We start from the raw sequence: 26,244 nt of genomic DNA on the forward strand, positions 1-26,244 counted from the left end.
GGCAGGGCGCTGGAATTAGAGGCCCGCATGTGCGGGCGCGTGATGGGGTCGCTAGTCCTTTAGCTGGTTCGATACTCGCCCAGCCGATGTGAAAAAACTGTGAAGCAGGCGTGGATGTTTCATCAGCGTACCCAGGATTCCACCGTGGCCGCACCGTACTGTTCCTTCCACGCTTTCAGGCCACGGTGGTTGCCACCCTTGGTCTCGATCAGCTCGCCGGTGTGCGGGTTCTCGTAGACCTTGACCACGCGCGGACGGCGTTGCTGCTTGACGGGGCTGGTCGAGGTTTTCGCGCTGGCTTTCACGCCCTTGGGGTCGAGGATCGCGACAATGTCACGCAAGCCCTTGTCATAGCTTTTCATCAGCCCAAGTAGTTTCTGCTCGAATTCGATCTCGCGTTTAAGGCTGGCGTCCTTTTTCATTGTCTCCAGTTGCGCGATTTGCTCCTGAAGTGCTTTTTCGGCCGCACGAAACTCTGCAAGTCTGGACACTTTCATCACTCCTGTCAGTCGGCCGTGGCATGGCGTGACGAACATGCAACAGTAATAAACGCCGGCCACGCGGATGGGTGAAACTGTTCGCTGAACAAGAGTGTAGACGTGGCCCAGTGTTCGGTAAACCTCAAACTTTTAGCGGCAAGTAAGGAACTTTCTGGGCGTCACGAACCGCAAACTCAGTGCGCTTTCCAGGCCTCTGCAACAGCGTTCATACCATGGTCCAATGGCCCGACTAGAACGCCCGCGTGAAAATGGCGCGTCGTCTTCGTTTAATGTCGAGTGCCTCGCGGCATGTGTGCCCGATAGTGCATCGGCATGTTTCTCGCCTCTTCTGGATGTTCCCCTGCATGTGCTCTCCCTTTCCTATCGCCCCTGGCCGCAGTATTGCCGGCCTGTCCTTGTTGTGCGCGGCAGCCGGTGCGCAGGCCGATGGTTTTTTCGAAGACAGTCACGCCAAGGTCGAGGCGCGCAATGTCTATTTCAACCGGGACTTTCGTGACGGCCACAGCAGTTCCGCCCAGGGTGCTTCCAAGCGCGAGGAATGGGCGCAGGGTTTCATTCTCGATGTCCGTTCCGGCTACACCGACGGCACGCTCGGGTTCGGTGTCGATGCGCTGGGCATGCTAGGTTTCAAGCTCGATTCCAGCTCCGCCGACAGCAACAGTGGTCTGCTGCCCTCAAGTGGGCATGACCCGCGCCATTCTGCCGATCAATACGCCAAGCTGGGCGTGGCGGCAAAGATGAAGGTGTCCTGGACGGTACTGCGTTATGGCGCGATGATGCCGGACGTGCCGCTGCTCAAGTACAACGATGGTCGTCTACTGCCCACCCTGTTCCATGGTGCAATGCTGACGTCCGAAGAGTTGCGCGACCTGAAGTTCACCGTGGCCCGTCTGGACAAGTACACCGCGCGAGACTCCAGTGATCGCCAGGATATTCGCGTGCACTGCAAGAACAAGCGTTACGCCTGCGATATCCAGGCCGACCACTTCGATCTGGCGGGCGTCGATTACCGCGTCAATGATCGCCTCAGTGTCCAGTACCAGGTGTCGAAGCTCGAGAATATCTACCGCCAGCACTTCCTCGGGCTGGTCGCCGCGCAACCTTTGGCGGTGGGCGCGCTTTCTGCGGACGTGCGCCTGATCAAGAGCGACGATATCGGCAACGCGCGCGCCGGTGAGATCGAGCATCGGGCGTTAAGCGGCATGCTCGGCTACAGCCTGGGCGGGCACAAGTTCAGTGCCGGCTGGCAACGCATGTATGGCGACAGCGCCATGCCTTATCTGGATGGCAGCAACCCTTATCTGGTCAATTACGCTCAGGTCAACGACTTCGCAGCCGCCGATGAGCGTTCCTGGCAATTGCGGTATGACTACGATTTCAAGGCGTTGGGCATTCCTGGCTTGAGCTTCTTCACTCGCTATATCAACGGTGATCATATCCAGGTGCCGGGCAGCAGCGCCCAAGGCAAGGAATGGGAGCGTGACAGCGAACTCAAGTACCAGGTCCAGAGCGGCACCTTCAAAGATCTCAGCGTGCGTCTGCGCAACTCCACTTATCGCAGCAACTACGAACGATGGGCGCGTGACATGGACGAGACACGGGTCATCGTCAGTTACAACTTCTCGGTGTTCTGAAGCACTTTGCCAAATACCCCTGGGCGATGAACAATGAACGGCGGTACGGGTAGCGAGGCAATGCCATGAAGCAACTTCTGTTGATCGGTATAGGCCCGGGCGACCCCCGTCAGGTCACTTTCGAGGCCGTCGACGCGTTGCGCCGCGCCACGGTGTTCTTCGTGCTCGATAAAGGTGGCGACAAGCATGAGCTGTTGCAACTGCGCAAACTCATGCTCGAGCGCTATGTCCCTGAGGGTGGGTATCGCCTGGTGCAACTGGAGGATCCGCGGCGGGACGGGCAGCACCAGGACTATGTCGGTGCGGTGCAGGACTGGCACCGCGCGCGCGCAGCCCTGTACGCCCGCATGCTCGAGGATGAACTGGCGGACGACGATATCGGCGCCTTCCTGTTGTGGGGCGAGCCGGGGCTGTATGACAGCACCTTGCGCATTCTTGACCTGGTGCGCGAGCGCGGGGTGGCGCTGCAGCTTGAAATCATCCCTGGGATCAGCAGTGTCCAGGCCTTGGCCGCGCGACACCGGATCGCGCTGAACCGCATTGGCGAACCCCTGATCGTACTGCCGGCGCGGCGCCTGGCCGAGCAGGCAGTGATCGACAACGTCGTGGTCATGCTCGATGGACAGTGCGCGTTCACCGCGCTGGACGACCCGGGTCTGACGATCTACTGGGGGGCTTATCTGGGAACGGCAGACGAGATCCTGGTGGCGGGCAAGCTGGTGGAGGTCAAGACACAGATCGTGCAAGTGCGCGAGGACGCGCGGCGGCGCAAGGGCTGGATCATGGATACCTACCTGTTGCGCCGTGAGGGGTGAGGCCCGCGTCAGGGCGTCCCGAGGATTTCCACGACCTTATCGCGCAGTTGGTCGATGCTGAATGGCTTGCCGATCAGGTGCATGCCCTCGGGGACATTGACGTTCTCGGCGTAGCCACTGGCGAACAGCACCGGCAGCAGCGGCCGGATTTCCCGGGCTTTGGCGGCCAGCGCTTCGCCGCGCATGTCGGGAAGGCCGACATCGGTCATCAGCAGCGACAGGGGTTGCGTGCCATCCTCGAGAATCCTCAAGGCTGTGGTGGCGTCCTGCGCCTCGATGGTGGTGTAGCCCAATTCGTCGAGCACGTCGACCATCAGCATACGAACGATGTCGTCGTCTTCGACTACCAGAAGGTGCATGGTTTGAATCCTGTCACGTAAGGGAAATGTCTTTACTCTGTGCCTGTTGCACAGGCAGAAGTTCCGTCAGGATAGCGGCCCCTGCAATCGGATGGAACGATTGGCTGCGGAGAGCTTCAAATACTGGCTAAATGCCCTGCCAGATCAGGCAAAGCTGGTTAGACTCGCACCAGGTGCGGGGGTGGCAGCGGCATACAACAATTACTGAATGTAGTGGCCACACACTGTTCAATGGACTTATTTCGCTCGGGCGTTATCAGATGATTCAAGCAGCCTCCATGGATCAACGCAGTTTTCGCAAGCTGCTGAGCCGTAACGTCGGCCTCCCGTTGGGTGTCGGCCTGCTGGGCGCCGTCGCCTTCGTTGCGGTGATCAACTATTTGCTCTCGGCCATGCAGTGGGTCGAGCACACTGATCGGGTGATTGGCAATGCCAACGAAACGGTCAAGCTGTCGATCGACATGGAAACCGGCATGCGCGGTTTTCTGATCACCGGCGACGAGCGCTTCCTCGACCCCTACGAGGTGGCCAAGCCGAGAATCTTCAGCAGTCTGGACAGCCTGCGTGGCATGGTCCTGGACAACCCACCGCAGGTCGATCGCATCGACCGGCTGGTGGCCCTTCAGCGTGCCTGGAACGAGTTCGGTAGCGAACTGATCAAGGTGCGCCGCGACCAGGGCGATTTTCGCGGCATAATCGGCAATGGTCGCGGCAAGCGCATCACTGACGAGATCCGCAAGGAATTCGACGACTTCGTTGCCACCGAACAGCAGTTGCGCATGGCGCGCAACGAGAAGGTCAGCACGGTCACCATCACCGCGATCAGCGCATTCGTGCTGTTCATCGTCGGCCTCAGTGCGCTGCTGGCCTACTTGGGGCGGCGTGACTTGTTGGCACTGTCCGAAAGCTATGTCAGCAACCTGCAGGCGCAGCAGCGTTCGGCCGAGCGTCTGGAACACCAGGCCTGGTTGCGCAACGGGCAGACCCAGTTGGGGCAGGAGGTCATTGGGCAACTGACGCTGACCATGCTGGGGGACAACATCTTGCGCTTCTTCGCCGGCTACTTGGGTAGTGTGGTCGGTGCACTGTATATCCGTGACAGTCATGGGCGCCTGGTGCGCGTGGCCAGCTATGGGCTCGATGCCGAACAGCAGGGGCGCGAGCAGGTAATGGCCGAGCACGATGGACTGCTGGCCCAGGTGGTGCGCGAGCGTCGCGTGCTGCGTCTGGATGACCTGCCGCAGGATTACTACCGGCTGAGCTCCGGCCTGGGCAGCGGGCTGCCGCGCAGTGCCTTGCTGGCGCCGGCCAGTGACAACAACCAGGTCAATGGCGTACTCGAACTGGGCTTCCTGCGACCGCTGCAGGAGCGTGATGTCGAATTGCTGGAACGGATCAGCGAAAACCTCGGCATCTCCCTTGAGAGCGCGCGCTATCGCCAGCGCCTGCAGGAAGTGCTTGCCGAAACTCAACAATTGAATGAAGAACTTCAGGTCCAGCAAGAGGAGCTCAAGACGGCGAACGAGGAGCTTGAAGAGCAGTCGCGGGTGCTCAAGGAGTCCCAGGCCCACCTGGAGACCCAGCAGGCCGAGCTCGAGCAGACCAACGAGCAACTGGCCGAGCGCACCGTCGCCCTGGACCGCAAGAACAGCGAGCTCAATGCTGCGCAAGTGGAACTGCAGGCGCGTGCCGAGGACTTGCAGCGTTCCAGCAAGTACAAGTCCGAATTCCTCGCCAATATGTCCCACGAGCTGCGCACGCCGCTCAACAGTTCGCTGATCCTGGCCAAGCTGCTGGCCGAGAATGGCGAGGGCAACCTCAGCCAGGAACAGGTCAAGTTTGCCGAGTCGATCTATTCGGCTGGCAACGATCTGCTCAACCTGATCAACGATATTCTCGACATCGCCAAGGTCGAGGCGGGCAAGCTCGAAGTGCGTCCTGAGACCACCCAGATGGTGCGCCTGGTCGAAGGACTGCGCGGCATGTTCCAGCCGCTGGCCGATGACAAGGGCCTGAGTTTCGAGGTGAAGCTGGAGTCGCAGGTGCCGGCGACCCTGTTCACCGACCGACAGCGTCTGGAGCAGATCCTCAAGAACCTGCTGTCCAACGCCATCAAGTTCACCGAGCGTGGTCAGGTAAGCCTGAACATCAGTCATCAGGTCGGCATGGGCATCGTCTTTGCCGTGCGTGACAGCGGCATCGGTATCGCCGCCGACCAGCAACAGGCAATCTTCGGTGCTTTCCATCAGGTCGACGGCACCAGCAACCGCCGCTATGGTGGCACCGGTCTGGGCCTGTCGATCTCACGCGACCTGGCGCACTTGCTCGGTGGCCAGATCAGCGTCGACAGCAGTCCCGGCCAGGGCAGCGTGTTCAGCCTGATCATTCCCGAGCGCTACGAATCGGTGGATGGACAGGAAGAGGCCCACAGCCTGCGCCCGACCCTCGATCAATTGCCGCCGCCACCGCGCGCGCTGGCTGCACCTCAACAGCCGCTGCCGATTCCCGCATTTGCCGACGATCGCGAGCAGGCGCCGTTCGCCAATCGCTGCATCCTGGTGATCGAGGACGAGCCGAATTTCGCCCGGATCCTCTACGACCTGGCCCATGAACTGGGCTACAACTGCCTGGTCGCCCATGGCGCCGACGAAGGCTTCGCCCTGGCGGCACAGTACGTGCCTGATGCCGTGCTGCTGGACATGCGTCTGCCCGACCATTCCGGGCTCACTGTCCTACAGCGCCTCAAGGAACAGGCCAACACCCGGCACATCCCCGTGCACATCATCTCGGTGGAAGACCGCGTCGAGGCCGCCATGCACATGGGCGCGGTGGGCTACGCGGTCAAGCCGGCCAGCCGCGAGGAGCTCAAGGAGGTGTTCAACCGCCTGGAAGCCAAGCTGACGCAGAAGCTCAAGCACATCCTGTTGGTGGAGGACGACGACCTGCAGCGCGAGAGCATCGCCCGCCTGATCGGCGACGACGACATCGAGATCACCGCCGTGGCCATGGCCCAGGAGGCCCTGGAGCTGCTGCGCGAGAACATCTACGACTGCATGATCATCGATCTCAAGCTGCCCGACATGCTCGGCAACGAGCTGCTCAAGCGCATGACGGCCGAAGACATCCGCAGCTTCCCGCCAGTGATCGTCTACACCGGGCGGAACCTGACCCGCGAAGAAGAAGCCGACCTGCTCAAGTACTCGCGTTCGATCATCATCAAGGGCGCGCGCTCGCCGGAGCGCCTGCTCGACGAAGTGACGCTGTTCCTGCACAAGGTCGAGTCGCAACTGTCCCACGAGCGCCAGCGCATGCTCAAGACCGCGCGCAGCCGCGACAAGGTGTTCGAGGGGCGCAAGATCCTGCTGGTGGACGACGATGTGCGTAACATCTTCGCCCTGACCAGTGCCCTGGAGCACAAGGGCGCTATCGTCGAGATCGGGCGCAACGGCCGTGAAGCGCTGGAGCGTCTTGAGCAGCACGATGATGTCGACCTGGTACTGATGGACGTGATGATGCCGGAAATGGACGGCTATGAAGCGACCCGGCTGATCCGCCAGCAGCCCCGTTGGCGCAAGCTGCCGATCATCGCCGTGACGGCCAAGGCCATGAAGGATGACCAGCAGCGTTGCCTGCAGGCGGGTGCCAACGATTACCTGGCCAAGCCGATCGACCTTGATCGCCTGTTCTCCCTGATCCGCGTCTGGCTGCCGCAACTGGAGCGAATTTGACTAGCGAACGCAACACCGATATCGAGATCCGGCTGCTGATCGAGGCGATCTACCTCAAGTACAGCTACGACTTCCGTGACTACTCAGGCGCGTCGATCAAGCGCCGGATCCTCCATGCCCTGCGACAGTTCGACTGTCGTACCGTGACTGCGCTGCAGGAGCGGGTACTGCACGACCCGGGCATGTTCATGCAGTTGCTGCAATACCTGACGATCCCGGTCAGCGAGATGTTCCGCGACCCCGACCACGTCCTCGCCTTGCGCGAGGAGGTGGTGCCGCTGCTGCGCACCTGGCCCTCACTGAAGATCTGGATCGCCGGTTGCAGCACGGGAGAGGAGGTGTACTCCATGGCCATCCTGCTGCGCGAGGAAGGGTTGCTGGAGCGCACCATCATCTACGCCACCGACATCAACCCCAGCTCGCTGGAGAAGGCCAAGCAGGGCATCTACTCGATGCAAAGCCTGCGCGAGTACGAGGAGAACTACCGCAAGGCCGGAGGGCGGCGCGACTTCTCCGAGTACTACACTGCCGCCTACGGCAACGCCATCATGGACAGCAGCCTGCGCGACAACGTGACTTTCGCCGACCACAGCCTGGCCACCGACAGCGTGTTTTCCGAAACCCAGTTGGTGTCATGCCGCAATGTGCTGATCTACTTCAACAAAGACTTGCAGGACCGTGCCCTGGGGCTGTTCCACGAGTCGTTGTGCCATCGCGGCTTCCTGTTCCTGGGCGGCAAGGAGTCGGTGGATTTTTCGGCCTACAGCAACCGCTTCGAGCCTTTGGTCAGGCCCGAGCGGATCTACCGCAAGACATGAACGGCGTGCGCGCAGTGGTCATCGGCGCCTCGGCCGGCGGCGTCGCGGCCTTGTTCGAGGTGCTTGGCGGCTTGCCAGAGGGCTTCGCCCAGCCGGTGCTGTGTGTGCTGCACCTGCCGGATGACCGTCACAGCCAACTGGCCCAGGTGCTGCAGCGCCGGTTGCATCGCCCGGTGCGCGAGGCTCGTGACAAGGAACGGATCGAGGCCGGGCAGATCTATGTTGCAGCGCCCGGTTATCACCTGTCGGTGGAGTGCGACCTGAGCCTGTCGCTGAGCCAGGAGGCACCGGTACACTTTTCGCGCCCGGCGATCGACTTCCTTTTCGCCTCGGCTGCCGATGCCTATGGCGAAGGGCTGCTCGGCGTGCTGCTCACCGGTGCCAACGAAGATGGCGCCGAGGGCCTTGCCTACATCAAGAAGTGCGGAGGCCGGACCGTGGTCCAGGACCCCCGCGACGCACAGGTTGCGCTGATGCCGGAGGCCGCACTGGCCCTGCATCGCCCCGACCATATTCTTTCTCTGAGCGGTATCGGGCAGTTGCTCGCCACCCTGGAACCCAGCGCATGCTAAGCCACATCATCGCCAAACTGCTGATCGTCGACGATCTGCCGGAAAACCTGCTGGCCCTCGATGCCCTGATCCAGGGTGAGGACCGTGAGGTGCACCGCGCCCAGTCGGCCGAGCAGGCCTTGTCGCTGCTGCTCGAGCACGAGTTCGCCCTGGCCATCCTCGATGTGCAGATGCCGGGCATGAATGGTTTCGAGCTGGCCGAGCTGATGCGCGGCATGGAGAAGACCAAGAACATTCCGATCGTCTTCGTCAGCGCTGCTGGCCGCGAGATGAACTACGCCTTCAAGGGCTACGAGAGCGGCGCGGTGGACTTCCTGCACAAGCCGTTGGACACCCAGGCGGTCAAGAGCAAGGTGTCGGTGTTCGTCGACCTTTATCGCCAGCGCCAGGTGCTCGGGCGTCAGTTGGAAGCGCTCGAGCGCAGCCGGCAGGAGCAGGAGCAACTGCTTGCCCAGCTGCAGGTGGCACGCAGCGAGCTGGAGCGTGCGGTGCGCATGCGCGATGACTTCATGTCGATCGTTTCCCACGAAGTGCGCACGCCGCTCAACGGCCTGATCCTGGAGACCCAGCTGCGCAAGATGCATTTGTCGCGGGGCAACCTCGCGGCGTTCAGCGAAACCCACCTGCATGCGATGGTCGAGCGTGACGAACGGCAGATCAACAGCTTGATCCGGCTGATCGAGGACATGCTCGACGTATCGCGCATCCGCACCGGCAAGCTGTCGATCCGCCCGCGGCTGTTCGACCTGTCGCAGTTGGTGCGCGGCCTGGTGGAGAACTTCTCGGCCCAGGCAACGGCGTTGGACACCCACATCGAGCTGCAACGCTGCGACGCGCTGCAGGGGGAGTGGGACGAGTTCCGTATCGAGCAGGTGCTCGCCAACTTGCTGTCCAATGCCTTGCGCTATGGCGAGCGACGCCCAGTCCAGGTGCGGGTGTTCGAACAAACCGGCATGGCCTGTGTGCAGGTCCAGGATCACGGCATCGGCATCAGTGCCGCCAACCAGCAGCGGATCTTCCAGCAGTTCGAGCGGGTTGCGGCGCACCAGGCCAGTGGTGGATTGGGGCTTGGCTTGTATATTTCCGAGCAGATCGTGCAGGCCCACGGTGGACGAATCCAGGTCGAGAGCCAAGAGGGGCAGGGTGCGACGTTCAGCATCCTGCTGCCGCTGGCGACGGCCGATCAACAAAGTGACCAGGCGCAGGCAACCTCTGTGTGACCTGGTGGTCAGATGGCCAACTATTTGAAATTCAAGGCGTTGTCATGAGCGAAGATGCACAAGATGTGGTGCTGGTGGTCGAGGACGAACCGGTCATCCGGATGATCCTGCGCGACTACCTGGCGGGCGAGGGCTATCACGTGCTGGTGGCCGAGAATGGTGAGCAGGCGTTCGCGATTCTGGCGAGCAAGCCGCACCTGGACCTGATGGTCACGGACTTTCGCCTGCCAGGCGGGATTTCCGGGGTTGATATCGCCGAGCCTGCGGTCAAGCTGCGCCCGGACCTCAAGGTGATCTTCATCAGCGGCTATCCCGCGGAGATCCTCGAGTCTGGCAGCCCGATCGCGCGCAAGGCGCCGATCCTGGCCAAACCGTTCGACCTCGACACCCTGCATGAACAGATCCAGGCATTGCTCAGATAACGCGCCTTACACCGCCTTGGTGCTGAGCAATCGCACACCCAGCCCGATGAACAGCGCACCGGTGGCGCGTTTGAACCAGGCTGCCAGGCGCGAGGCCTTCAGGCGCTGGCCGAAGCGGTAGGCGGTGAAGCAGTAGAACGAATGCACCAGCCCGACGATGGCCGCGATACTGATGAACATTGCTGCGAACTGGCCGAAGATCGGCCGGCCAGGTTCAAGGAACTGCGGCAGGAAGGCGCAGAAGAACACCAAGGTCTTGGGGTTGCTCGCCGACACCAGGAAGGCTTCGACACCGATCCGCCATTTCGCGCGTGGCGCTACCGGGGTGATCTCGCCTGCGGGCAGCTTGGGCTTGTCCCGTGACAGCAACTGACGCAGGCCCAGATAGATCAGATACCCCGCACCCACCAGCTTCAACGCCAGAAATGCCGCCGGCAGCGAGATCAATAACGCACCGACGCCCATCGCCACACCGCTGATCAGCAGCAACTGCGCACTGAGGTTGCCCAGCAGCGTCATGCCCATGCCGGACGGGCCGTAACGCAGAGCGTTGCGTACGGTCAGCAGGACGTTGGGGCCCGGGGTGAGCGAGGTGATCAGATAGGCCAGGGAAAACGTCAGCCAGAGATGCAATGCCATGGAACGCGTTCCTTCGCAGGGGAAAGCGCCAAGATGCCAGTAATCGGCGCCGGATGCCATGGCAATGGGTTTTTCTTCACTGTCCGTACCTGATAGAAGGCGTCGCTACCAGAGCGCCACGGCGCCCGCTGCAATGACCCGCCCGAACACCTCGAGCGCCTTGTCCACATCGGCCTCGGTGCTGTAGCGCCCCAGGCTGATGCGTACGCTGCTGCGTGCCTGCTGCTCGCTCAGCCCCAGGGCCAGCAGCACGTGGGATGCGGCGTTACTGGCCGAGTTGCACGCCGAGGTCGTGGAAATGGCCAGTTCGCTCGCCAATGCCGCACTGCTGAAGCCCTTGGCCTCGATGCACAGGTTCAAGGTGTGCGGGATACGGTGTTCGGCACAACCGTTGAGGCTCACACCCGGCAAGGCCAGCAGGCCGTCACGCAGGCGTTGCGACAGTGCCTTGATCCGCTCGTGCTCGCTTGCGGCCAGGGCGCCGGCCAGGGCGAAGGCACTTCCCATGCCGACGATCTGATGCCCCGGCAGCGTTCCGGAGCGCAGCCCGCCTTCATGGCCGCCACCATGCATCTGCGCCTGCAGGCTGGGGCGCGCGCGGCTGCCGACGTACAGTGCGCCAATGCCCTTGGGGCCATAGGCCTTGTGTGCGGAAAACGACATCAGGTCGACGGCTTGGCGCGCCAGGTCGATGCTGACCTTGCCCACGGCCTGGGCGGCATCCACATGCAACAGTGCGCCGTGTGCGCGTACGCATTCGCCGATCCGGCCGAAGTCGGTGGTGGTGCCCAGCTCGTTGTTGACCGCCATCAGCGATACCAGGCGGGTGTCGGCACGCAGGGCGGCCTGGACGGCTTCGGGCTGTATCAGCCCCTGTGCACCCGGCGCCAGCCTTGTGACCGCCCAGCCCTGGCGCTCCAGTTCGGCGGCCGTGTCGAGCACGGCCTTGTGTTCCAACTGGCTGGTGATCAAGTGACCGGGCTGGCCGGCGCCCTGGGCGATGCCCTTGAGGGCGAGGTTGTTCGACTCGGTGGCACCGGACGTCCATACCAGCGATTCGGGCGCCGCGCCGACCTGTTCGGCGACCTGGCGACGGGCCTGTTCCACCAACTCGCGGGCGGTCTGGCCGAAGGCGTGACCGCTGGACGCAGGATTGCCGAAATGCGCCTGGCGGCCCATGCAGGCAAGCATGCTTTCGATGACCCGGTCATCGACTGGGGTGGTGGCGGCGTAGTCGAGGTACAGCGGCGAGTTGGGCATAGGTGGGACCGTGCGAGCAGAGGCTGAAGAATGATGTGAGCATGCTAGGGGAGCCGCGAGGGAAGAAGTTTTTCTTGTTTTCGCCTTTCTCAGTGTTCCGTAGAAATATTTTTCTCCTTGAGGCCAGCCAGGAGAAAACTATTCTGGCTGGCCGTTGCATCAAAGCCTCCAGCACCCTTCGAAGCGTTCGCAAACGCCGTATTGCCGGTCAAGCTGCGCCATGGCCCGCAGGTGTTCGAGCTTCGCTTCAGCGGTGATCTGGCGGTAGACCCGCGCGTAGTAACGGCTCATGTCGCGCATGCGAACCTCGCGGCTATTGTAGCGGTTACCCAACTCCAGACCCGCCCAGATCTGCAACTGCTGGTCCTGCACGCTGTTGAGGTACTTGCGGTTATTGTCGCGGAATCTGGCCTGGGCGAGGGGCTTGACCTGGCCAAGGGCTTGCTCGAAATGCTGCAGATTGGCGCGGTACTGGTCCCAGTAGGCATCGGGCAGCGTGGCATTGCCCAAGGCCTTGCGACGTTCGGCGATCTGCTGATCGGCCGGAGGTTGCTGCAGGTTGCCGGCTTGCAGTATGTCGATCACTGCGCCGGACGAGGCCAGGCTGTCATTGATGAGGCTTTCGATCATCGCGCTGCGTTGCACGGAGGCAGGCAGCGGAGTGGGCGGTAGCGGGAACAGCGGCGAGGTGCCGCTACAGCTTGCCAGGGGCTCATCGTTCAGCGGGTAGGGGATGCGTACATCCTTGCCGTCGATGCGTTGCAGGCGGGTGAGTTGAAGCATGCAGTAACCGTCGCTGCGGTCGACGCTCACTTCGTACTCCGAACCGGCGGCGGGGGTGAAGGTGACCCCGATCGAGCAGGGCGCGCCACCGGTGCTCAAGGTGTTGACAAACAGATAGAGTGGCTGGTCGGGCTCCAGGCGGATCTCCAGGTAGCCACGGGTGTCGGCGGTGGGCGGCACGCGCATGTCGGCGCGACGGCGAGTGTCTCTGGCCAGGAAGTTGTTGAGCAGGCCGGTGGTGCTGCCCTCGCATCGGGGACCCCGGTAGACATCCAGCGTCGAGTTGGAGGTGTTGGAGACGTAGCGCAGTTTTGCCGCGTCAGTGCGGCTGCTGTCCTGGTAGGTGCCGTTGAAGCTGCAGGCGCCGAGCAGTGCGCAAGCGGCAACCAGAGTGATGGAGCGTGCTGCGGTGGCGAGCATGATCGTCCTTGAGCGTTGGGTGAGGGCGGCGCAGATGCTAGAGGTGATGGCACCGTTCGTCCAGTGTGCCATCATCGAATGCACCGCCTTCGCTCAGTCGGCAGCGGCCTGCGCGGCAATCTCCCGCTCATCCTGCGCCACCACCTGCTGGCACAGTTCGATGATCTGCTCGCGCATCCAGCGGTTGGCCGGGTCCTGGTCAGTGCTTTCATGCCAGTACAGGTGCGTTTCCAGTGGCGGGACTTCTACCGGCAGCGTCAGGTAGCGCAACTGATGGCGGCGTGCGAAACGCTCAGGGACGGTCATCACCATGTCGGTCTGCTGCAGCACCTGCGAGGCCATCAGGTAGTGCTGGGAGCGCAGCGCGATCTTGCGCTGCACGCCCATCTTGCCCAGTGCCAGATCGACGTAGCCCAGGCCGTTGCGACGGCTGGAAATATGGATATGGGTCATGCCCAGGTAGCTGTCGAGGGTCAGCTTGGCCTCGCCCAAGGGGTGGCCTTGGCGCAGGGCACAGACATAGCGGTCCTGCATCAGCTTGACGTGGCGCACCTGTGGATCGGTGTTCAGCGGGGCATCGACAGCGAAGTCCAGGCGACCTGCGGCCAGCTCCTTGGTGGTCTCGCGCCGCTTGCACAGGAAGCTCTCGATCACCACCCCCGGCGCCAGGCGGCGCAAACGCTGGAACAGCAGCGGCAAGACCACCGCTTCGGTGAGGTCGGTCATGCTGATGCGGAAGGTCTTGCTGGCCTGTTGCGGATTGAAGATTCGGCTTTCCTGCACCGAGGTACGCAGCAGGGCCAGGGCATTACGCACCGGGCCGATGATGTTCTGTGCCATCGGTGTCGGCACCATGCCTTGGGCGGTGCGCACGAACAGCGGGTCGTTGAAGGTTTCGCGCAGGCGTGACAGGGCATTGGATACGGCAGGCTGAGTGATGCCGACGATCTGCCCGGCACGGGTCAGGTTGGCTTCGGTGTAGATGGCGTCGAAGACGATGAACAGGTTGAGATCGACCTTGCTGAGGTTCATAAGGGCGCCACGCGTTGTTGATGTTATTCGCCGATCATATATCGGTTATGAATGTTAATACACGCCGAAAATAGACTAGGTGGATTGACCTGCACTGCTCTAGGCTCTGCTGCATGTTCTTCATTCCGCAAAGGTAGCCCAGATGGATTTCGCCTATACGCCCAAGGTCCAGGCTCTGCGCGAGCGCGTCACAGCGTTCATGGACGCCTATGTCTATCCCGCCGAAGCGGTGTTCGAGCGCCAGGTTGCCGAGGGTGACCGCTGGCAGCCCACCGCGATCATGGAAGAGCTCAAGGCCAAGGCCCGGACTGAAGGGCTGTGGAACCTCTTTCTGCCTGAGTCCGAGTACGGCGCGGGGCTGACCAACCTGGAGTACGCACCGCTGGCCGAGATCATGGGGCGCTCGCTGCTGGGGCCAGAGCCGTTCAACTGCTCGGCGCCGGATACCGGCAACATGGAAGTGCTGGTGCGTTATGGCAGCGAGGCGCAGAAGCAGCAGTGGCTGGAACCGCTGCTGCGTGGCGAGATCCGCTCGGCCTTTGCCATGACCGAACCTGATGTGGCTTCCTCCGATGCCACCAACATGGCTGCCACCGCCGTGCGTGATGGTGACGAGTGGGTAATCAACGGACGCAAGTGGTGGACCTCCGGCGCCTGCGACCCGCGCTGCAAGGTGATGATCTTCATGGGGCTGTCCAACCCCGATGGCCCGCGCCATCAGCAGCATTCGATGGTGCTGGTGCCCACCGACGCCCCCGGGGTGAAGATCGTTCGCCCGCTGCCGGTGTTCGGTTACGACGACGCACCCCATGGTCATGCCGAGGTGCTGTTCGACAACGTGCGCGTACCTTACGAGAACGTCATCCTTGGCGAAGGGCGCGGTTTCGAGATTGCCCAGGGGCGCCTGGGGCCGGGGCGTATCCACCATTGCATGCGTTCGATCGGCATGGCTGAGCGTGCCCTGGAGCTGATGTGCAAGCGTGCGGTAAGCCGTACCGCCTTCGGTCGGCCGCTGGCCCGGTTGGGCGGCAACGTCGACAAGATCGCCGACTCGCGGATGGAAATCGATATGGCGCGCTTGTTGACCCTCAAGGCGGCGTACATGATGGATACCGCTGGCAACAAGGTGGCGCGTAGCGAGATTGCCCAGATCAAGGTGGTGGCGCCGAACGTCGCGCTCAAGGTGATCGACCGGGCAATCCAGATTCATGGCGGTGCGGGCGTCAGCGGCGACTTCCCGCTGGCCTACATGTATGCCATGCAGCGCACCCTGCGCCTGGCCGACGGGCCCGACGAAGTGCATCGGGCCGCGATCGGCAAGTACGAGATCGGCAAGTATGTGCCCAAGGAGATGCTGCGCGGCGGGCAGTGAGCCCGCTGGGCAGGTGCTTGCCGTCAAGGACCGGTGTGGTTCGTGGTGGAGGCCGTGGATGACCCTGGCGCGGCGTCGCCAGGTTCCGCTTCGGCCTTGCTCGGGCTGTCCTGGGCCAAGGCAGGTTCTTGTCCTTCGCTGCCTCGAGTCTTGAACAGCGACAGCACCACGCCGCCCAGCAGCAAGCCGAATGTCACGCCCAGCGACAGCAGCGCCGGCACCTTGCCCACCAACCCGTGATAGAAGATCTTGCACCCGATGAAGATCAGCACCATCGCCAGGGCGTACTTGAGGTAGACGAAACGGTGCATCAAGGCTGACAGGGCGAAGTACAGCGAGCGCAGCCCGAGGATGGCGAAGATGTTCGAGGTGTAGACGATGAACGGGTCCTGGGTGATGGCGAAGATCGCCGGCACGCTGTCGACGGCAAACACCAGGTCGGCCAGCTCGATCAGCACCAGGGCGAGGAACAGTGGGGTGGCGTAACGTAGCGCCTTGCTCTGGCCGGGGGGCGTGAGACGGACGAAGAAGTGCTTGCCGTGGATCTGGTCAGTGACCCGCATGTGCCTGCGCACGAAGCGCAGCACCGGGTTGTTGGCCAGGTCCGGATGGCTGTCTTCCTTGGAAAGCGCCATCTTCACCCCGGTGAACAGCAGGAACGCACCGAACAGGTAGAGTACCCAGGCGAAGTTCTGTACCAGCGCGGCGCCCACGCCAATCATGAGTGCACGCAGCACTACCACGCCGAGGATGCCCCAGAACAGCACGCGGTGCTGGTAACGGCGAGGGATGGCGAAGAAGCTGAAGATCATCGCCATGACGAACACGTTGTCCATCGACAGCGACTGCTCGACCAGGAAGCCCGTGTAGAACTCCAATGCCGACTGGGCGCCAAGCTCGTACCACACCCATACCCCGAACAGTACGCCCACGCTGAAGTAGCCCGAGTACAGCAGCAGGCTTTCGCGCATTTCGATTTCGCGTTCCTGGCGGTGCAGCACGCCCAGGTCGAGGACCAGCAGAGCGATGACGATGGTGACGAATACCAGCCACAGCCAGGTGCTGGTGCCGAGCAGGGGTGTTGTGAGGAATGTCTGCAGAGCTGTCATGAGCCCCTCCTTGATTGTCGACGTTGCATGGCAACAGTGATTCCGACATGGCGGCGCAAACCGTCAGAGGGGCCCGGCATCACATGGGTGTAAGCCTAGTCCATGGAGGGCCGGAGCCAAGGGGGAGGGGTGTTACATTTCTTTGCCTGATCACGGTTTCCCAAGCGCGTCGCCGACTTTCTGCGCCACTGCGGGCGGCATCCAGGCTTTCCAGACCTGCGGATGCTCGCGCAGGAATACCTTGGCCGCCTCCCGCGGGTCCTGGCGTTTCTCGCTCATGATGGCCAGGGCCTGGTTGAGGGTGTCGATCGGCAAGTCGACCTTTTCGAACAAGGCCACCAGGTCCGGGTATTGGGTCTTGAAGGCCTTCGACACACCAATCGACAGTTTGGCGGGCAGCGAACTGCTGCCACGTGGGGCGGGGTTGGCCGGATCGGTCAAGGTGGCCCAGGCCTGGGCGTCATAAGGTGGCTCTTCCAGGCGTACGAAATCGAAGCGGCCCATCAGCGGCGTCGGGCTCCAGTAATAGAACAGTACCGGTTGGCCACGGCGAACAGCCGAGCTGACCTCGGCGTCGAGGGCGGCGCCTGAGCCGGTGCGGAAATTGCTGTAGAGCCCATCGAGCCCGTAGGCCTTGAGCTTCTGGCTGTTGACGATCTCTGAAGTCCAGCCGCTTGGGCTGTTGAGGAAGCGACCCTTGGTCGGCGCCTCGGGATCTTTGAATACCTGCGCATAGCGCTTGAGGTCGGCGACGCTCTTGAGTTCTGGCGCCAGCGGCTTCAGGTTGCGCGCCGGGTCGCCTTCGATTACGTATGCCGGCACATACCAGCCTTCGACTGCGTTCTTCACGGTGTCGCCCAAGGCGAACACCTCGCCCTTTTTCTCGGCCTCGACCCAGGCCGGGCTGCGTCCGGCCCATTCCTCGGCGATCACTTGCAGGTCGTTTTTCGCCAGCGCGACTTCCATGCTGACGGTGCTGCCGGGGAGGGTATCGGTGGGGTAGCCGTAACCGTTCTCGACGATCAGGCGCAGGATTTCGGTGGTCAGGGCGCCGCTTTCCCAGCCAATGGCGCCGAACTGGATGGGTTTGGCTGACTCGGCGCGTGCGGCGCTGTCGGTACTGGCCAGGCCCAGCGCAAGCATCAGGCCGGCCAGCAAGGTTGGAATTTTCTTCATGATGGCCTCGTCGATTGCCAATTCGTGGGGTCGGGCAAAGTGTAGACGACGAGGCCAGTGGCTTGGTTCGGCGGCTGGCGCCGATCCCTGCGCGATGCCAGGCTGGCACCGCGCAGGCGTGTTCAGACCCGGAACTGGTCCATCAGCCCCTGCTGCTGGTTGGCCAGGCTGTTCAGCGACTGGCTGACCCGCGCCGACTCATTGGCCTGACCTGACAGCGATTCGGTCACGTCGCGGATGGTGGCCACGTTACTGTTGATCTCTTCGGCCACCGCGCTCTGTTCCTCGGCGGCCGAGGCGATCTGCAGGTTCATGTCGCTGATCACGGTGACCGCCTGGCCGATGCGCTGCAGCGCGGTGACCGCTTGGCCGACCTGCTCCACGCCGCCCTGGGCCTGGCGATGACTGCTGTCCATGGCGCCAACCACTTCACGGGTGCCGGCCTGCAGCGACTCGATCACCTGGCGGGTCTCTTCCACCGACTCCTGGGTACGCCGCGCGAGGTTGCGGACTTCGTCGGCGACCACTGCGAAACCACGCCCGGCTTCCCCGGCGCGCGCGGCCTCGATGGCCGCATTGAGGGCCAACAGGTTGGTCTGCTCGGCGATGGAGCGAATCACCTCCAGCACCGAACCAATCGTCTCGCTGTTTTGCGCCAGCCCCTCGACCTGGGCCATGGCGCTGCTCATGTCGGCGGCCAGCGCATCGATGCTGTCAGTGGTCCGATCGATCACGGCCAGGCCTTCGCGGGTGGCCTGGTCGGCATCGCGCGCGGCTTGCGCTGCCTGGGCCGCGCTGCGGGCGACGTCCTGGGCGGTGGCGCTCATTTCGTGGGAGGCGGTCGCGACCTGGTCGACCTGGCGGTACTGCTGCTCCATGCCCGCACTGGTTTCGCTGGCGATGGCAGCAGACTGGTCGGCCGTGCCGCGTGCTGCCTGCACTGAGCGTTTGACCTCGGCGATGGTGGGTTGCAGTTTGTCGAGGAAGCGGTTGAACCAGCCGGCCAGCTCACCCAGTTCGTCGCGCTTGTCGTAGTTCAGGCGACGGGTCAGGTCACCTTCGCCGCTGGCGATATCCTTGAGCATCGCTGCCACGCCGAGGATCGGCCGGGTTACCCCGCGCGCCATCAGCCACACCGCCAGCAGGCCGGCGATCGCCGCAGCCAGGCCCAGGCCCAGCTCGAGCAGGGTGCCGCTGGTGTTGAGCACGTCGAGTTCGCGCTTGAGCGCGTCGGCAGGGCCGGTCAGGGCGCTTTCCGGTACGTCGAGCAGCACACCCCAAGGCTTGCCGCCGGGAATCGGTGCGAACGCGGCCAGTACCTTCAGGCGTTGCTGGTCGTGAAGCACCTGCAGCTTGCCGGCGGTCAGCTTGCGCACCAGCTCGGCGCCCTGGCGGGTATCGACCTGGTCGAAGCGCTCGGCCAGCTTGCCGGCGTCCGGGCTGTAGCCGGCCAACAGGCCCGCAGGGCTGAGGATGCCGACCTTGGTGCGACCTTCGTAGAGGCTGCGGCTGGCGTCTTCGCTCAGGGCCTGCAAGCTGTTCAGGTTGGTGTCGATGGACAGGGTACCGATCACCTTGCCGTCCACCATCAGCGGGAAGACGATGCTGGTCATCAGCACTTGCTGGCCAGCGATCTCATAGAAGTAGGGCTCGATCACGCAGACCTTGCCGGTGCTGCGCGGGCAGGCCCACCAGGTATTGGCCGCCTCGCCGCTGGGGCCGATCTGGGTGTTGGCCATATCACGCTCGGGCAACGCCATGGCGGTCAGTTGGCTCGCGCGCGGCTGCGACCAGTACAGGGCGAAGCGCCCGGTTTCGTTGCTGCCAAGCTCGGCGAGGCCGCTGAACAGTTTGTCCTTGCCGTCCAGGGCGTTGGCTTCGAATACCAGCGAAAGGCCGAGCAGCTCGGGGTTGGCCTGCAGGGCGGCGCGGACTTGGGCGGTCATGTCCTGGCGCAGGTCGTGGGCGTCGATGAAGCGCTTTTCGGCCTGTTCGCGCAGGAACAGGACCTGACGGGCGAAGCCGGCACCGTACTGGTAGGCGTCCATGAACTGACGGCGAATGCTCAGGGCCTGGACCTCGCCTTGAGATTCGATACGGGCCTGGGCGGATTCGGTGAGCATCTGCGAGCTGCTGGCTTTGACCAGATCCGAGCTGTGGTCCATGCGATACAACGAGAGGCCGACGAGCAATGTGACGATGCTGGCTAGGCACAGCCCGGCGAGCAGGGTGATCTTCCATTGGATGGAAAGTTGACGCAACGGCATGGTGTACATCCCTTGTAATAGTAGAGCTGGGGCTGACGACTGTTTCGGCGGAATCGGGTTTTTCTTTATATGAACGTTCAATAAAGATAAAAGCGCCTATACAAACGCCATCCCTCGGCAGTTTTGACATCCTCCCCCCAGTGCTTCAGAGTGTGCGCCCTCCATAACAACACCCCTGGTCCGGCCGCTGCCCAGCGCAGCTTGTCGCCGGAGCGCCCGCTTTTTGTCTGTCGTAATGAGGTATTGCACACCATGAATGCAGTGATCGCCGCGGTCGGTATCATGCTGGTACTGAGCCTGTCCCGCGTGCATGTGGTCATCGCCCTGATCGTTGGCGCCCTGACCGGGGGCCTGGTCGGTGGCCTGGGGATCGAGGGCACGCTCGCGGCCTTCAATGGCGGCCTGGGCGGCGGCGCAACGGTGGCGTTGTCGTACGCGTTGCTCGGCGCCTTCGCCGTGGCCATCGCCAAGTCAGGCCTGGCTCACGCCCTGGCTGACCGCGCCCTGGCGATGATCGACCGCCAGGGGCAGGCACAGAGCGGTAAGCTGAAGTGGCTGTTGATCGGCCTGATGCTGGTGGTTGCGGTGTCGTCGCAGAACGTTCTGCCGATTCACATCGCCTTCATCCCGCTGTTGGTGCCGCCGCTCTTGTACGTGCTGACACGCCTGCGCATCGACCGGCGCCTGATCGCCTGCGTGATCACCTTCGGCCTGATTACTCCGTACATCTTCCTGCCCGTGGGTTTTGGCAACATCTTCCTCAACCAGATCCTGCTGGCCAACGTCAGCCGCGCGGGCGTAGACATCAGCGGCGTCAACGTCACCCACGCCATGGCCATCCCGGCGGCGGGCATGCTGGTTGGCCTGCTGGTGGCGGTGTTCATCAGCTACCGGCGCAAGCGTGACTACGACCTGGCGCGCATCGAAGAGGTCGAGCAGGTCAGTGTGCAGTACAACCCACTGACGTTGCTGGTGGCCGGCGCAGCCATCGCTGCGGCATTCATCATCCAGTTGTGGCTGGATTCGATGATCATCGGTGCGATGGTCGGTTTCCTGATCTTCTCGCTGTCGGGCATCGTGCGCTGGCGCGAGACCGACGATCTGTTCACCGAGGGCATGAAGATGATGGCCATGATCGGCTTCATCATGATCGCGGCCTCGGGCTTTGCCGAAGTGATGAAGGCCACCGGCGAGGTGAAGAGTCTGGTCGAGACCTCGGCGCAGTGGATCGACCACAGCAAGGGTATCGGTGCCTTGCTGATGCTGCTGGTGGGGTTGCTGGTGACCATGGGCATCGGCTCGTCCTTCTCCACCGTGCCGATTCTTGCCGCGATCTTCGTGCCGCTGTGTGTGCAGTTGGGCTTCGACCCGCTGGCCACGGTGTGCATCGTCGGCACGGCCGGTGCGTTGGGCGACGCTGGCTCGCCTGCCTCGGACTCGACCTTGGGGCCGACCTCGGGCCTGAACGTCGATGGCCAGCATCACCATATCTGGGACACGGTGGTGCCGACCTTCATTCATTACAACCTGCCGCTGCTGGCGTTTGGCTGGGTAGCGGCGATGGTGCTTTAGGCCCGATCGGATCGATTGTCGCTAACCGGTAGGGCTGGCATCATGCCCGAAGCGTGAATCAATCGCTTCGGGAGCACCTCCAATGAACACACCTCGTGCCGAATCGCCGCTGCCGGAAGACCTGCGGGTCTTCCTCACGGTGATCCGCAAGTCAGGTTTTGCAGCGGCGGCGGACGAACTGGGCTTGTCGCCAGCCTATGTCAGCAAGCGCATCCGCTTGCTGGAGGTGGCGCTGGGCACGCGGCTGCTGCACCGCAACGCCCGCAGCATTGCCCTCACCGACGCCGGAGAGCGTGCCCAGCGCTGGGCCATCCGCATTCTCGGTGACATGGACGACTTCGTCGGCGAGATGAAACAGGTGCGCCAGGAGCCGCGCGGTGTGCTGCACCTGTGCAGCAGCTTCGGCTTCGGCCGCAACCATGTCGCACCTGCGGTGGCGCAGTTGTCGGCGGCGTATCCGGCTCTGGAGATTCGCCTGGATGTGTTCGACCGCGTGGTGGATATCGTCGCCGAAGGCTTCGACCTTGAAATCCGTATCGGCGACGACCTGCCGGCGCAGCACATCGGGCGCAAGCTTGCGAGCAACCAGCGGGTGCTGTGCGCCACTCCCGAATACCTTGCCCAGCGTGGTACGCCGCTGAACCTCAAGGATCTCGACAATCACGACTGCCTGGTGCTCAAGGAGCGCAACAACCCGTTCGGTGTGTGGCAGTTGCAGCATGCCGGTCGCGACGAAACGGTGCGGGTCAGCGGGCCGCTGTCGTCGAACAATGGTGAGATCGTTCTGCAGTGGGCGCTCGGCGGGCGGGGCATCCTGCTGCGTTCGTACTGGGATGTACGGCCACTGCTGGAGAGCGGTCGGCTGGTGCAGGTGCTGCACGACTACACCCAGAGTGCCAACGTCTGGGCGGTGTACCCGACGCGCCTGGCGGACTCGGCGAAACTGCGCGTGTGCGTGGAGTTTCTCGAGCGGCACTTCAAGGTGTTGCTGGGGTGAAGCCAGGGGCCACGGGGTGGCCCCTGTTGCGTTCAGTTGAACAGGCCCAGCAGCAGGGTTGCGCCGATCACCGTCGCGGCGCCGCCCAGGCGCGTGGAGATCTGCGCGAAGGGCATCAGCCCCATGCGGTTGCATGCCGAAAGAATCGCCACATCGCCGGTGCCGCCCAACCCACTGTGGCAGCAGGTGACGATGGCCGACTCGATCGGATACATCTTCAGCAGATTGCCGATCAGGAATCCTGCCAGGGTCATGGCCAGTACCACCGAGGCACAGACCAGTACATAGCCGATGGAGAACACGCCCATCACGCTTTCCAGGGGTACATAGAGCATGCCCAGGCCGATCATCACCGGCCAGATGAAGGCTGTCGACACTAGCTTGTAGAACTGCTTGCTGCCTTTTTCCAAGTGCGTGGGCAGTACGCGCAGGTATTTGAACAGGACCGCGACCACGATCATCATCACCGGCCCCGGAATGTGCACCAGCTTCTCCAGCAGGCCGCCGAGGACGAAGAAGGTACAGATCAGCAGCACACCAGCACCCATGTAGCGGAAGTCGATGGCCTCGTCGTCGGCCTGCTCATTGAACTTGTCGTTTTCTTCGCGAGCGCGGATCAGCATGCCGTCACCGCTGAGCTGCGGGCGCTTGCCGGCCAGGCGCGCGAGGGCGCCGGCGCAGATGATCGCGACGATGTTGCCCACCACGGCTGCTGGCACCAGTTGCGCCACGTACTGCTCGGGGCTGCCGCCGAGAATGTGTGCATAGGCCAGCGACAAGGGCAGGATGCCTTCGCCGATGCCGCCGCCGATGATCGGCACGATGATGTAGAAGAAGGTGTGGTGGACCGAATAGCCGAACAGCACGCCCACCAGTATTCCCGCCGCGATCGCCGCCAGGGTGCCGGCCACCAGCGGCACGAACATGCGCATCATGCCCTGGACCAGGATGAAGCGGTTCATGCCCAGGATGCTGCCCACCACCAGGCTTGCGATGACGAAATAAAGGAAGTTGGCATCCTTCATCAGCATCTTCGTCGCATCCAGCGTGGCACTGCCGAAGAAGCCATGGAACACCAGCACCGAGGGCAACAGCAGGCAGAGGATCGCACCGCCACCAATTTCCTTGAGCAGTGGCAGGCGCTGGCCGAGCTGGCCGAAGAACACGCCCATGGTCATGATCACCGCCAGGCCGCCGATCATGGTCTTGGGCAGGTAACCGAAGTGTGCCGAGCAGAACACGATCAGGGCGATGCCGATGAAATAGGGCAGGGGAATCACACCGATCGGGTAGGTGAGCAGCGCGTTGAGCCGGCGCTGGGCGGGCGTGTGTTCGGCGCTGGGCGCCAGGGTCTTGTTCATGTGCATGTCCTCTATTTGTTGTTGTACGAGGAGCCGTGAAGCGCCGCCCGTGTCCGGGCGGGCTTGTGTCGTCCCTGGCGGCTCAGGCCAGCCACGGATTAGCCTGCAGATGCCGTGCTTCGAAGGCGCGGATCTGTTCGGTACGTTGCAGCGTGCTGCCGATGGCATCGAGCCCCAGCAGCAACGCCTGCTTGCGCAACTGATCGATCTCAAAGTCGATACTGCGACCGTCGTGCAGCGCGATCCGTTGTCGCTCCAGGTCGATGCTCAGTTCAGCGCTGCCGGGTTCGCTGACCCATTGCCCGATCTCTTTGACTTGGGCCTCCTCGAGCTGGATCAGCAGCACGCCGTTGCGCTGGCAGTTGTCGAAGAAAATCCCGGCAAAGCTGCTGCCGATCAACGCGCGGATCCCCAGTTGCTTGAGGCCCCATACCGCGTGTTCGCGGCTCGAGCCGCAGCCGAAGTTGGGGCCGACCACCAGAAAGCGCGCGTCCTGCCAGGGTGCCTGGTTGAGCACGAACTCAGGGTTCGGCGCGCCGCCCGCGGCAAAGCGCAGGTCGAAGAACACCCCACGGTCCAGGCCATTGCGATCGATGCCCTTGAGAAACTGCTTGGGCATGATCACGTCGGTGTCGACGTTGGCGGCCAGGAATGGGGCGGCGATACCCGTTTCGGTGAGGAAGGGTTGCATGGCTCAGGCCTCCAGGGGGAAAGTGCGGACATCGATCAGGTGGCCGCTGACGGCTGCGGCGGCGACCATCGCTGGGCTCATCAGGTGAGTACGTGCACCGGCGCCCTGGCGGCCCTCGAAGTTGCGGTTGGTGCTCGACGCGCAGCGGTCACCGGGGCTGAGTACGTCGTCATTCATTGCCAGGCACATGGAGCAGCCCGACTGGCGCCATTCGAAACCGGCATCGACGAACAGCTGCGCCAGGCCCTCGCGCTCGGCCTGTTCACGCACCTGGGTGGAGCCGGGCACGATCATTGCGCGCACCCCTGCCGCGACCTGGCGTCCGCGCACCACGCGGGCGGCATCGCGCAGATCTTCGATGCGGGCGTTGGTGCACGAGCCGATGAAGGCATGGCTGATGGGGATCTGGTCAAGCTGCATGCCGGGTGTCAGGTCCATGTAGCGCAAGGCGCGTTGCAGGTCCTGGCGGCGGATCAGGTCAGGTTCGTGCAGCGGGTCGGGCACCTGCTGGTCGATAGGGGCGGCCTGGTCGGGGCTGGTGCCCCAGGTCACCATGGGCGCCAGCTCGCCGACATCGAGGGCAACCTCAAGGTCGAACTGCGCGCCCGGGTCGCTGAACAGCGTGTCGCGCCAGTTCTGCACTGCCTGCTCCCAGAGCTCGCCCTTGGGCGCGCGGGGCTTGTCGGCAAGGTAGTCGTAGACCTTCTGGTCGGGCGCCATGAAGGCACCTCGGGCACCGGCCTCCACGGCCATGTTGCAGATGGTCATGCGCGCCTCGACGCTCAGGGCGCTGATGGTCGGGCCGGTGAACTCGATGGCATAGCCGGTCGCACCGGAGGCACCGATGCGGCGGATCAATTGCATGATGATGTCCTTGGAGACCAGGCCTGCGCCCAGCTCGCCGGTCACCGTGACGCGCAGGGTCTTCAGGCGCTTGTAGACCAGGGTCTGGGTGGCCAGCAGGTGCTCGATCTCCGAGGTGCCGATGCCGAAACCGAAGGCGCCCAGCGCGCCGTAGGTGGTGGTGTGGCTGTCGCCGGCAGCGACCACCATGCCGGGCAGGATGAAACCTTGCTCGGGCGCCACCACGTGCTCGATGCCTTGGCGCTTGTCCAGCACATCGAACAGTTCGATGCCGAAGTCGCGGCAGTTCTGCTCGAAGTAGGAGACCTGCAGTGCGCCGCCAGCGTCAGGCATGGTGGCGATGCGTTCGGGGGCGGTGGGGTTGACGTGGTCGACCACCGCCAGCGTACAGGCCGGGCGCCAGACCTGCCGCCCGGCTTCGCGCAGGCCGCTGAAGGCCTGGGGGCTGGTGTATTCGTTGGCGACCTGGCGGTCGATGTACAGCAGCACATGGCCCTGGTCGTCCAGGGTGCAGACGGTGTGGGCGTCGAGGTGCTTGTCGTAGAGCGTTCTGGGGCGATGCATGGCTGTCACTCGCGATCGAATGGTCATGGGCGTAGGCGTCACGGTAAGCGCCTGGGTCCAGCTTATTCC

At 63.2% G+C, this 26,244-nt stretch carries 22 protein-coding genes and 1 pseudogene; 10 read left to right on the top strand and 13 right to left on the bottom strand.

Annotation, left to right across the window (positions count from 1 at the left end):
* Window positions 1-122 precede the first annotated feature (122 nt).
* Window positions 123-491 carry a histone-like nucleoid-structuring protein, MvaT/MvaU family gene (locus tag VA602_RS20995; RefSeq protein ID WP_197889625.1) on the bottom strand — a complete coding sequence of 123 codons (369 nt, stop codon included), beginning with the start codon at window positions 489-491 and terminating at the stop codon, window positions 123-125.
* Window positions 492-844: 353 nt separating this feature from the next.
* On the opposite strand from VA602_RS20995, the gene VA602_RS21000 reads away from it, so the two are divergent.
* On the top strand, window positions 845-2,134 hold the full coding sequence (locus tag VA602_RS21000) for an OprD family porin (protein ID WP_323454217.1): 1,290 nt from the start codon (window positions 845-847) through the stop codon (window positions 2,132-2,134).
* Window positions 2,135-2,199: 65 nt separating this feature from the next.
* Entirely contained in the window at window positions 2,200-2,949 is a 750-nt protein-coding gene (cobF, locus tag VA602_RS21005; RefSeq protein ID WP_323454218.1) for a precorrin-6A synthase (deacetylating), read from the top strand.
* A gap of 8 nt (window positions 2,950-2,957) precedes the next feature.
* Here cobF and VA602_RS21010 read toward each other — a convergent pair whose 3' ends face one another.
* The gene (locus VA602_RS21010) at window positions 2,958-3,308 is read right to left on the bottom strand and encodes a response regulator (protein WP_063544790.1); all 351 of its coding nucleotides are present in this window, start codon (window positions 3,306-3,308) and stop codon (window positions 2,958-2,960) included.
* A gap of 260 nt (window positions 3,309-3,568) precedes the next feature.
* Between VA602_RS21010 and VA602_RS21015 the strand changes: the two genes are divergently transcribed.
* Genes VA602_RS21015 through VA602_RS21035 form a run of 5 tightly spaced genes read left to right on the top strand, consistent with a single transcriptional unit; the run spans window position 3,569 to window position 10,068 of the window.
* The gene (locus VA602_RS21015; RefSeq protein WP_323454219.1) at window positions 3,569-7,036 is read left to right on the top strand and encodes a response regulator; all 3,468 of its coding nucleotides are present in this window, start codon (window positions 3,569-3,571) and stop codon (window positions 7,034-7,036) included.
* Entirely contained in the window at window positions 7,033-7,854 is an 822-nt protein-coding gene (locus VA602_RS21020; RefSeq protein ID WP_323454220.1) for a CheR family methyltransferase, read from the top strand. The genes VA602_RS21015 and VA602_RS21020 overlap by 4 nt, the downstream gene beginning before the upstream one ends.
* Window positions 7,851-8,426 (top strand): chemotaxis protein CheB, encoded by a 576-nt coding sequence (locus VA602_RS21025; protein ID WP_323454221.1) that lies wholly within the window; start codon window positions 7,851-7,853, stop codon window positions 8,424-8,426. Before VA602_RS21020 ends, VA602_RS21025 begins: the two co-directional genes overlap by 4 nt.
* Window positions 8,420-9,646 carry a hybrid sensor histidine kinase/response regulator gene (locus tag VA602_RS21030; protein WP_063544794.1) on the top strand — a complete coding sequence of 409 codons (1,227 nt, stop codon included), beginning with the start codon at window positions 8,420-8,422 and terminating at the stop codon, window positions 9,644-9,646. Before VA602_RS21025 ends, VA602_RS21030 begins: the two co-directional genes overlap by 7 nt.
* Window positions 9,647-9,690: 44 nt before the next feature.
* A complete protein-coding gene (locus VA602_RS21035; protein WP_054891278.1) occupies window positions 9,691-10,068 on the top strand; it encodes a response regulator in 378 nt (125 codons plus the stop codon).
* Between the two features lie 6 nt (window positions 10,069-10,074).
* Here VA602_RS21035 and VA602_RS21040 read toward each other — a convergent pair whose 3' ends face one another.
* The 4 genes from VA602_RS21040 to VA602_RS21055 form a co-directional block, all read right to left on the bottom strand.
* Entirely contained in the window at window positions 10,075-10,707 is a 633-nt protein-coding gene (locus tag VA602_RS21040; RefSeq protein WP_153773542.1) for a LysE family translocator, read from the bottom strand.
* A gap of 105 nt (window positions 10,708-10,812) precedes the next feature.
* A complete protein-coding gene (locus tag VA602_RS21045) occupies window positions 10,813-11,967 on the bottom strand; it encodes a cysteine desulfurase family protein (protein WP_323454222.1) in 1,155 nt (384 codons plus the stop codon).
* A gap of 159 nt (window positions 11,968-12,126) precedes the next feature.
* Window positions 12,127-13,170: a hypothetical protein gene (locus tag VA602_RS21050; protein WP_125929799.1), complete on the bottom strand. Its 1,044-nt coding sequence runs from the start codon at window positions 13,168-13,170 to the stop codon at window positions 12,127-12,129.
* 93 nt (window positions 13,171-13,263) lie between these two features.
* Window positions 13,264-14,202: a LysR family transcriptional regulator gene (locus tag VA602_RS21055; protein ID WP_054891282.1), complete on the bottom strand. Its 939-nt coding sequence runs from the start codon at window positions 14,200-14,202 to the stop codon at window positions 13,264-13,266.
* A 142-nt stretch (window positions 14,203-14,344) separates the two neighbouring features.
* Between VA602_RS21055 and VA602_RS21060 the strand changes: the two genes are divergently transcribed.
* Window positions 14,345-15,574 (top strand): acyl-CoA dehydrogenase, encoded by a 1,230-nt coding sequence (locus VA602_RS21060; protein WP_112898160.1) that lies wholly within the window; start codon window positions 14,345-14,347, stop codon window positions 15,572-15,574.
* 23 nt (window positions 15,575-15,597) lie between these two features.
* On the opposite strand, the gene VA602_RS21065 is transcribed toward VA602_RS21060, so the two are convergent.
* The 4 genes and pseudogenes from VA602_RS21065 to VA602_RS26870 form a co-directional block, all read right to left on the bottom strand.
* Window positions 15,598-16,683: a TerC family protein gene (locus tag VA602_RS21065; protein ID WP_323454223.1), complete on the bottom strand. Its 1,086-nt coding sequence runs from the start codon at window positions 16,681-16,683 to the stop codon at window positions 15,598-15,600.
* A 150-nt stretch (window positions 16,684-16,833) separates the two neighbouring features.
* Window positions 16,834-17,859, bottom strand: a complete 1,026-nt coding sequence (locus VA602_RS21070; protein WP_063544799.1) for an ABC transporter substrate-binding protein — start codon at window positions 17,857-17,859, stop codon at window positions 16,834-16,836.
* A gap of 122 nt (window positions 17,860-17,981) precedes the next feature.
* On the bottom strand, window positions 17,982-18,737 hold the full coding sequence (locus tag VA602_RS26865) for a methyl-accepting chemotaxis protein (protein WP_407682529.1): 756 nt from the start codon (window positions 18,735-18,737) through the stop codon (window positions 17,982-17,984).
* Between the two features lie 102 nt (window positions 18,738-18,839).
* A pseudogene (locus tag VA602_RS26870) lies at window positions 18,840-20,135 on the bottom strand (HAMP domain-containing protein); the annotation flags it as partial.
* Window positions 20,136-20,378: 243 nt separating this feature from the next.
* Between VA602_RS26870 and VA602_RS21080 the strand changes: the two are divergent.
* Both VA602_RS21080 and VA602_RS21085 read left to right on the top strand, forming a co-directional pair.
* A complete protein-coding gene (locus VA602_RS21080) occupies window positions 20,379-21,698 on the top strand; it encodes a Na+/H+ antiporter family protein (protein WP_151924765.1) in 1,320 nt (439 codons plus the stop codon).
* 82 nt (window positions 21,699-21,780) lie between these two features.
* Complete coding sequence (locus VA602_RS21085) at window positions 21,781-22,695, top strand: LysR substrate-binding domain-containing protein (RefSeq protein WP_323454225.1); 915 nt, start codon at window positions 21,781-21,783, stop codon at window positions 22,693-22,695.
* A 32-nt stretch (window positions 22,696-22,727) separates the two neighbouring features.
* Here the strand turns inward: VA602_RS21085 and VA602_RS21090 are convergent, their stop codons facing one another.
* The 3 genes from VA602_RS21090 to leuC form a co-directional block, all read right to left on the bottom strand.
* Window positions 22,728-24,056 carry a 2-hydroxycarboxylate transporter family protein gene (locus VA602_RS21090; RefSeq protein ID WP_323454226.1) on the bottom strand — a complete coding sequence of 443 codons (1,329 nt, stop codon included), beginning with the start codon at window positions 24,054-24,056 and terminating at the stop codon, window positions 22,728-22,730.
* A gap of 82 nt (window positions 24,057-24,138) precedes the next feature.
* On the bottom strand, window positions 24,139-24,747 hold the full coding sequence (leuD, locus tag VA602_RS21095; RefSeq protein ID WP_323454227.1) for a 3-isopropylmalate dehydratase small subunit: 609 nt from the start codon (window positions 24,745-24,747) through the stop codon (window positions 24,139-24,141).
* A 3-nt stretch (window positions 24,748-24,750) separates the two neighbouring features.
* The gene (gene leuC / locus VA602_RS21100; protein ID WP_197889637.1) at window positions 24,751-26,175 is read right to left on the bottom strand and encodes a 3-isopropylmalate dehydratase large subunit; all 1,425 of its coding nucleotides are present in this window, start codon (window positions 26,173-26,175) and stop codon (window positions 24,751-24,753) included.
* Window positions 26,176-26,244 lie beyond the last annotated feature (69 nt).

Origin of the sequence: Pseudomonas machongensis, assembly GCF_034961125.1 — a bacterium.
Taxonomy (GTDB): domain Bacteria; phylum Pseudomonadota; class Gammaproteobacteria; order Pseudomonadales; family Pseudomonadaceae; genus Aquipseudomonas; species Aquipseudomonas machongensis.

Bases quoted from the DNA above. Each gene is read 5' to 3' on its own strand.
- VA602_RS21000 (WP_323454217.1), top strand. From the start codon at position 845: ATGTGCTCTCCCTTTCCTATCGCCCCTGGCCGCAGTATTGCCGGCCTG.
- cobF (WP_323454218.1), top strand. From the start codon at position 2,200: ATGAAGCAACTTCTGTTGATCGGTATAGGCCCGGGCGACCCCCGTCAG.
- VA602_RS21010 (WP_063544790.1), bottom strand. From the start codon at position 3,308: ATGCACCTTCTGGTAGTCGAAGACGACGACATCGTTCGTATGCTGATG.
- VA602_RS21015 (WP_323454219.1), top strand. From the start codon at position 3,569: ATGATTCAAGCAGCCTCCATGGATCAACGCAGTTTTCGCAAGCTGCTG.
- VA602_RS21025 (WP_323454221.1), top strand. From the start codon at position 7,851: ATGAACGGCGTGCGCGCAGTGGTCATCGGCGCCTCGGCCGGCGGCGTC.
- VA602_RS21030 (WP_063544794.1), top strand. From the start codon at position 8,420: ATGCTAAGCCACATCATCGCCAAACTGCTGATCGTCGACGATCTGCCG.
- VA602_RS21035 (WP_054891278.1), top strand. From the start codon at position 9,691: ATGAGCGAAGATGCACAAGATGTGGTGCTGGTGGTCGAGGACGAACCG.
- VA602_RS21040 (WP_153773542.1), bottom strand. From the start codon at position 10,707: ATGGCATTGCATCTCTGGCTGACGTTTTCCCTGGCCTATCTGATCACC.
- VA602_RS21045 (WP_323454222.1), bottom strand. From the start codon at position 11,967: ATGCCCAACTCGCCGCTGTACCTCGACTACGCCGCCACCACCCCAGTC.
- VA602_RS21050 (WP_125929799.1), bottom strand. From the start codon at position 13,170: ATGCTCGCCACCGCAGCACGCTCCATCACTCTGGTTGCCGCTTGCGCA.
- VA602_RS21055 (WP_054891282.1), bottom strand. From the start codon at position 14,202: ATGAACCTCAGCAAGGTCGATCTCAACCTGTTCATCGTCTTCGACGCC.
- VA602_RS21060 (WP_112898160.1), top strand. From the start codon at position 14,345: ATGGATTTCGCCTATACGCCCAAGGTCCAGGCTCTGCGCGAGCGCGTC.
- VA602_RS21065 (WP_323454223.1), bottom strand. From the start codon at position 16,683: ATGACAGCTCTGCAGACATTCCTCACAACACCCCTGCTCGGCACCAGC.
- VA602_RS21070 (WP_063544799.1), bottom strand. From the start codon at position 17,859: ATGAAGAAAATTCCAACCTTGCTGGCCGGCCTGATGCTTGCGCTGGGC.
- VA602_RS26865 (WP_407682529.1), bottom strand. From the start codon at position 18,737: ATGGAGCAGCAGTACCGCCAGGTCGACCAGGTCGCGACCGCCTCCCAC.
- VA602_RS21080 (WP_151924765.1), top strand. From the start codon at position 20,379: ATGAATGCAGTGATCGCCGCGGTCGGTATCATGCTGGTACTGAGCCTG.
- VA602_RS21085 (WP_323454225.1), top strand. From the start codon at position 21,781: ATGAACACACCTCGTGCCGAATCGCCGCTGCCGGAAGACCTGCGGGTC.
- VA602_RS21090 (WP_323454226.1), bottom strand. From the start codon at position 24,056: ATGAACAAGACCCTGGCGCCCAGCGCCGAACACACGCCCGCCCAGCGC.
- leuD (WP_323454227.1), bottom strand. From the start codon at position 24,747: ATGCAACCCTTCCTCACCGAAACGGGTATCGCCGCCCCATTCCTGGCC.
- leuC (WP_197889637.1), bottom strand. From the start codon at position 26,175: ATGCATCGCCCCAGAACGCTCTACGACAAGCACCTCGACGCCCACACC.